General features: G+C 57.5%; 6 protein-coding genes and 1 pseudogene. 5 read left to right on the forward strand and 2 right to left on the reverse strand.

Annotated features, from left to right (window positions below; translation table 11 throughout):
* Nucleotides 1-87: 87 nt before the first annotated feature.
* Nucleotides 88-489: a helix-turn-helix domain-containing protein gene (locus ACSSVY_RS17585; protein WP_454270940.1), complete on the forward strand. Its 402-nt coding sequence runs from the start codon at nucleotides 88-90 to the stop codon at nucleotides 487-489.
* Between the two features lie 390 nt (nucleotides 490-879).
* On the opposite strand, the gene ACSSVY_RS17590 is transcribed toward ACSSVY_RS17585, so the two are convergent.
* Nucleotides 880-1488, reverse strand: a complete 609-nt coding sequence (locus ACSSVY_RS17590) for a hypothetical protein (RefSeq protein ID WP_454270928.1) — start codon at nucleotides 1486-1488, stop codon at nucleotides 880-882.
* 963 nt (nucleotides 1489-2451) lie between these two features.
* On the opposite strand from ACSSVY_RS17590, the gene ACSSVY_RS17595 reads away from it, so the two are divergent.
* The 4 genes from ACSSVY_RS17595 (at nucleotide 2452) to ACSSVY_RS17610 (ending at nucleotide 5138) form a co-directional block, all read left to right on the forward strand.
* Nucleotides 2452-3174 (forward strand): hypothetical protein, encoded by a 723-nt coding sequence (locus ACSSVY_RS17595; RefSeq protein ID WP_454270942.1) that lies wholly within the window; start codon nucleotides 2452-2454, stop codon nucleotides 3172-3174.
* A 277-nt stretch (nucleotides 3175-3451) separates the two neighbouring features.
* Nucleotides 3452-3793 (forward strand): ArsR/SmtB family transcription factor, encoded by a 342-nt coding sequence (locus tag ACSSVY_RS17600; RefSeq protein ID WP_454270930.1) that lies wholly within the window; start codon nucleotides 3452-3454, stop codon nucleotides 3791-3793.
* Nucleotides 3790-4266 carry an SRPBCC family protein gene (locus ACSSVY_RS17605; RefSeq protein ID WP_454270932.1) on the forward strand — a complete coding sequence of 159 codons (477 nt, stop codon included), beginning with the start codon at nucleotides 3790-3792 and terminating at the stop codon, nucleotides 4264-4266. Before ACSSVY_RS17600 ends, ACSSVY_RS17605 begins: the two co-directional genes overlap by 4 nt.
* The gene (locus tag ACSSVY_RS17610; RefSeq protein ID WP_454270934.1) at nucleotides 4263-5138 is read left to right on the forward strand and encodes an SRPBCC family protein; all 876 of its coding nucleotides are present in this window, start codon (nucleotides 4263-4265) and stop codon (nucleotides 5136-5138) included. Before ACSSVY_RS17605 ends, ACSSVY_RS17610 begins: the two co-directional genes overlap by 4 nt.
* Here the strand turns inward: ACSSVY_RS17610 and ACSSVY_RS17615 are convergent.
* A pseudogene (locus ACSSVY_RS17615) lies at nucleotides 5038-5301 on the reverse strand (ATP-binding protein); the annotation flags it as partial. The gene ACSSVY_RS17610 and the pseudogene ACSSVY_RS17615 sit on opposite strands and share 101 nt — an antisense overlap.
* Between the last annotated feature and the right edge of the window lie 699 nt (nucleotides 5302-6000).

The raw sequence follows: 6000 nt of genomic DNA on the forward strand, positions 1-6000 counted from the left end.
TTTCGTCCTGCCGAACAGCCCCATAGCAGAATTTCTATAATCAATTCAGCAGCATGTGCTGTGCATCAGATTGAGAGAGATCCAGAGATGACCAAGAAACCGCACGAAGACACCCAGTTGGCGCAGTTTGTCGAGCGCCGCATTTTAGAGTTGAGAACCAAGAAAACACAGACCGAGATCGCCGCGCAGGCTGGTTTCGTAAATGCGAACATGGTCACTATGATCAAACAGGGAAAGTCCAAAGCAGCGCTCGACCGCATTCCGGGCTTGGCGCGCGCGCTGGAGTGTGACCCGGCCTATCTTATGCGGCTTGCTTTGGAGCAAGCGATCGGCCGGACCGCCGCTGCTGCAGTGATAGAGATTTTTGGCGAACCCATCACCGAAAACGAGATAACTTGGATCAAGGCAATCCGCGACGCCTCTGACAACAGCGATCCGCGCATGACCAGCCGGTCGCAGGCGGCGATCAACGCGATTTTCGGGCGGTGAGCGAGATGGAGCGGATAGAAGTCCTCACAGCGAATGAGCGCGCCTGGCTGGGGTTCTTGCGTCAGATCAGCAGGGGCAGCGACTTGAAGCTGACCTTGCGCCGCGTGCAATTGCTGCGGCGGGTATGCGAGACCAAGAGGGCATAGGGAGCATGATAAACGGGGGCTCGGTGAGGAATGGCTTGACTGCCGCGCCTCGCCGGATCCCACGAAGAAATGCGAAGGTGTGAAACAGGGCAACCCGATTAATCCGGTCAGGCTTGTCTCTCTCGCCGATACGAAATGCTGTTGCTGTAGCGTGCGCCGTCTGGCTGACGTGATACGCAACTTCCGCATGCGGTCTCGTGAAGCTGCCTCAGTAGGAAGCAACCCAGTGTCCAAACCACGACCCTCATACTTGCACTTCGGGGGTCCAGCCCGCCGAATACAGGTCGATGAGGGGCTTTGGCGTAAGGACACTCACCTCCTCCGATCGTGGGCCTTGGGCGGTATGATAGCCCGAGAAGCTCCACCTTAGGAACTGGCCGTTCCAGAGAAGTATGGGGGTCTCGTCACCGACAAAGATGCTGCCATCCGGAAGATCGGCAGGGTTGGCGCGAAATGTAACTTTTTCACCATTTCGAGAAATGCGTGCGGCATGCAGAATCTTATCAATCGACTGTGGCACGGAACGTCGGCCCCCAGGGCGTCCATGCACCTGACACCAAGCATCAATGAATGACCTGTAGCGATCGCGTCGACATGTTGCGCAGGGCCGGTGCCCAGCACTCAGCGCGGTCACTTCGTCGAGGAAGAAAAGCTGGGTATAACGTCCGGGTGCCATCAACACTTGTTTGCGGTCCTTGTAGTGCAGTGCGCATGTGACCCAGTTCTGGTGCGCATGGTTCCGGGCAATATTGCCCTCTTCATCGTGGAGGATACCGCGGTTGCCCATCAGCGTTCCTTTTGATGAGACCGCGTGAAGTGCGCCTGTGGGGGCGACACGATTTTGAAACGGCATGGCTGCTCCTTTTTTACGGCAAAGCGGATTGAGACTATGTCTGCGCGGCTACTGGTCGCTTTACTGAAAGTATGGAGTTGCGATGGCATAGATGCAAAGGCCGATGTGTCTCTGAAACCTATTGAGGAATGGCTCGCCAATGACTGATAGGCGCGTGCAGCTCCTGCGGCGTATCTGTGAGCCGGGCGCGCATAGGAGAAATGGGCGTGAACCCCCTGCGAGGAATGGCTGTGCATCCGTCCCTCGCCGGATCCCATTTGATGGCGTCCACAAGGTTGCCAAAGGTTTACCTGATGGAAATAGTGGGAAACCTTTGGATCGCCAACTGCGGGGAACTGCACCTGAAATTGCCTGAAATGGGCATGAAAGGTTGTCGCTAAGTTTACCCTAAGTTGACAAAACCAGTAAGAAATGGTGTTTTTCTGGACATTGAGTTAAACGATTTCGACCAGAAATGCCAATAGAACAAGCAGAAACGGCAAAACGGAATCCCGAGAGCAGGGCGTTAGAGACGCCCCCATACTGGCGCATCGTCACTTCGTCGAGACATGCGGATCGTAGTCATGCACCACCCCAGAGCGCCGTGCAGTCGTCCTTCACACCAATCACGTGTCGGGCGTGCTGAGGGACCGTAATATCGAGACGTGGTGAGGCGCTTTGTCAGCATGGATGATGGATTGGCGGGAGAGGAACCTTACGACGATTTGGTCGGAGCGAGGATCATGTATGGGAGCGTGGTAAGGTCGGCGCGCGCCATGCGCAGCAGTCAGATAGCCGTGACGGTGCTCCTGATGAAGAAGAGGAGAAAGGACGGCCCACAACTGCCCTTCCGAGATAAGCCGTCAAGCCTCAGTGCTGCTCATCGAAAAAGCCATGCTAGGCACGAGCAAAATCTCGTGGCTGGTGAAGTCAGACTGTGCGGACATCATGGAACTGCGGCCCAGCCTGTGGCAAGATCCTGACATGATCGAATTCCGCACCCTCGCTGATGACCATCCCGACCTTGTGCATTCTCCGTTGCTTCGGGGCGCGCTCCTGACCCTGCAATATGCACAGGAGCGCGGATCAATCGGTCTGACTAAAACCAAGGCCTTCAAGCGCGTCTTCGTCCATTGGGCCGTCGCGCATTTCGACTGGCCGGGGCGCGACGCAGAAGAGATGTTCCGCTACAAGAAGGTGATCAACGAATTTGAGTTTTCCCCGCTCGAAGTTCTGCATTTCCTGCTAATTTCCCTGCGCTTGGGACGCCACTATAAGGGCGAGTTTCGGTTGACCAAACGTGGTGCAGATCTAGCCCAATCCCCTGGCCGCCTCTTTGCCGAGTTGATCCCATATTTTGTCCTCCAGATTGATCACGCTTCTTACGCACGCTTCGATGACTGCCCTTTCGGAAAATGGGACGTCTGGGTGAACGTGATCAACGTGGAGGCCGATCATGGCACGACCGAGGCTGCCTTGTTCGAAACCCTCTACGGTGTTCCAGAAGATTGGCACACCGTTGGGTGGCGCGAGATGGCCGCATTCTCATCTTGCGTGCTGCGACCGCTCGAATGGGCGGGATTGTTGAGCGAGACCCGCGAAGACGGCACTGGCAAGCACGTATGTCATGTGTTCAAGACCCCGCTTTGGCGCAGCGCGCTCGAACTTGATACCGATGACATCTTGCCGCCCATATCCGTTCACTGAGATGGGTTTCAACGTTTCCGAGACGTATAACTCTGCTCGGATATAACGGCCCTCTCCGGACATTGGTCAGGTAGCCGGTGCTGCAATGTGGTTTCCCAAGACTGGCGTTCGTGCATTGGGCAACATTTGAGGAGCGGCGCTCGGTGGGTTTGCGGGTTTCTGACAAATCGTTGCCATCAGCATGCCGTGTCTGAGCACGGCGAAGGCTATGAATAAAACTTAGCCGGGTGACGAAGTTTACTCTTGCCACATTGATGGCGGAATGTTAGTTAGCCATATGGCTAAGCATGAACCCGACCTTTCACGCCTCTTTCACGCGCTGGCCGATCCGACCCGGCGGACGATCCTGACACGCCTGGCCGAGGGGCCGGCGCCGGTAAGCGAGCTCGCCAAGCCCACGGGGCTGCGGCTGCCCACCGTGATGCGACATCTGTCCGTGCTGGAGAATGCGGGCCTCATCACCACGTCGAAGGACGGGCGCGTGCGGTCTTGCGCCATCGCTCCCGAGGCGCTCGCTCCGGTGCGGACATGGCTCGATGAACAGCGGGAGATTTGGGAAGCCAGGCTCGACCGGATGGATGACTATGTCATGAAGTTGATGGAGGAACGCGCAAAATGAAACTTGATCTGGATGCGAACACCGACCTGAGTTTTACCCGCACGCTGAACGCACCGCGGCAGCTGATCTGGGAATGCTGGACTGATCCGAAGCATATTCCGAACTTCTTCGTTCCCGCGCCGCACAAGGTGACGGCGGTGGATATCGATCTTCGGGTTGGCGGGCGGTTCAACACGACCTTCGAGGTGGACGGAAACGCGGTGGACAATCACGGCGTCTATCTGGACGTGGTGCCGAAGGAGAAGCTCGTGTTCACCGACGCCTATACCGAAGGCTGGAAGCCTGCGCCCGAACCTTTCATGACTGCGATCCTGCTGCTGGCGGATGCCCCGGGTGGCAATACGACCTATACGGCCATTGCCCGCCACCGAAATCCCGGATCCCGTAAGTCGCATGAGGACATGGGCTTCTTTGATGGCTGGGGCACGGTGGCCACGCAACTGGAGAGCTATGCGCAAGGCCTGATGAAATGATCAGCCGTATCGCGACACTGACCTTCGAACGCGACGTGGCCGTGCCGGTTGAGACGCTGTGGCAGGCCTGGACCGCGCCCGACGCCCGGTCGCTCTGGGCCGCGCCCTCGCCCGTGGTGACGGTTGAGTTTCTCGAAGCCGACACGAAGGTGGGCGGACGCGAGATCTCACTATGCAAGGTCGAAGGCCAGCCCGACATCCGCTGTGAATGCGGCTGGCTGGACCTCAGCACCACGGAGCGCAGCGTGAACTACGAGGTGATCTCGTCTGGTGACGTGACGCGATCGGCAGCACTGGTCACGGCAGATTTCGCGAGCACAGATGACGGCAGCCGGTTGATGCTGACGGTTCAACTTTCGTCTGGGGCGGGCGACATGGAGGCAGACTACCGGCAAGGTTTCGGGGCGGGTCTGGACAATCTGGCGGATGTGGCCGAGCGGACAATGGTGCTGCGGCGCAGGATCCAGGCTCCCCGACAAGTGGTGTGGCAGGCCTGGGCAAATCCGGAAGCGCTGCCCCAGTGGTGGGGACCGGACGGGTTCAGCTGCCGCACCCAGAGAATTGATCTGCGCCCGGGCGGTGAATGGGTCTTCGACATGATCGCGCTGGATGGAACGGTTTTCCCTAACCACCACCTTTATCGGGAGTTCCGGACCGAAGAGCGGATCGGATACACGCTGCTGTGGGGCGAGAACGGGCCGAAGCACGCCGATGCCTGGGTTTCGTTCGAGGAAGCCGACGGGACCACCGAAGTGACGCTTGGTATGGTGTTCAGCACGGCTGCCGCGTATCAGGACGCCAAAGGTTTCGGTGCGGTAGAACTGGGGCTGCAGACCCTAGGCAAGCTGGCCCATTTCGTCGGGACCAACTGAAGAGCCGTGGTCGTTCATCTCCGCTTGAACGACCCGGATGCCGAGATTGTGAGGCGGCCTGTTCCGGTATCAGTTTGACATGATGGCGCAGGCGGTAACTGGCGCCTTCGATCTGAACCACCACTACACAATGCAAGAGCCGGTCCAGAAGCGCGGTGGCAACAACGGGATCACTGCAATTCCATCAGTGGGCAGAAATCCATGCCTCTTGATCGTTGATTGCGGCGACGCTCGCACTCCCGACTTTGACACCCACCAGCATACGCTGCTTCTTCGAAGCTTGTCATCCATTTTCGCCCAAACTGCTTGACCGTCGCGAGTCAGGCCGTGAGGACGATGGCCAAGAACTATTTTGAGCCGTAGCGTGAACCGTGTCGCCGTCAAAGACGGCTCCGACCGGCCATTCACCGCGTATTCTTCCTTGCATCGCAGTTTCTCCGAAGCGGACAGTTCCCTAATGCCCAATGTCCGTTGGAAAGATAAGTTCTCGAACAGCATCATAAGTTGAGCGCGCTCCGTCCAGCTCGTGCTCGGTGCACTCATGCGGCATTGTAGAGCGCAGACCGGTATCGGCCAAACCTTAGTGTCGGCTCTCAGTTTACTCAGATATTCACCTCGCCATTGCAGTGAATGAAAGGAATCCGCCCTTAATTCCGTTGCCAGATTGCACGCAGCCCCTCTATTCGCGACCTTGTGACTTGGGCTGGACTCAGTGCAGGAGGTAAACGGTGATCGTTGCAAACTGACCTGTTCCCTTGTTGTGGGGAGCCCAAGTTCAACAGCAAAACCGATAAGCAACTGATTTCATTCAGGCCGAATGGCCGAAAATGTTACAACACGTGCGCTGTCAGGTGGGTTTTGG

It is taken from the genome of Roseovarius sp. MBR-51 (genome assembly GCF_053628575.1).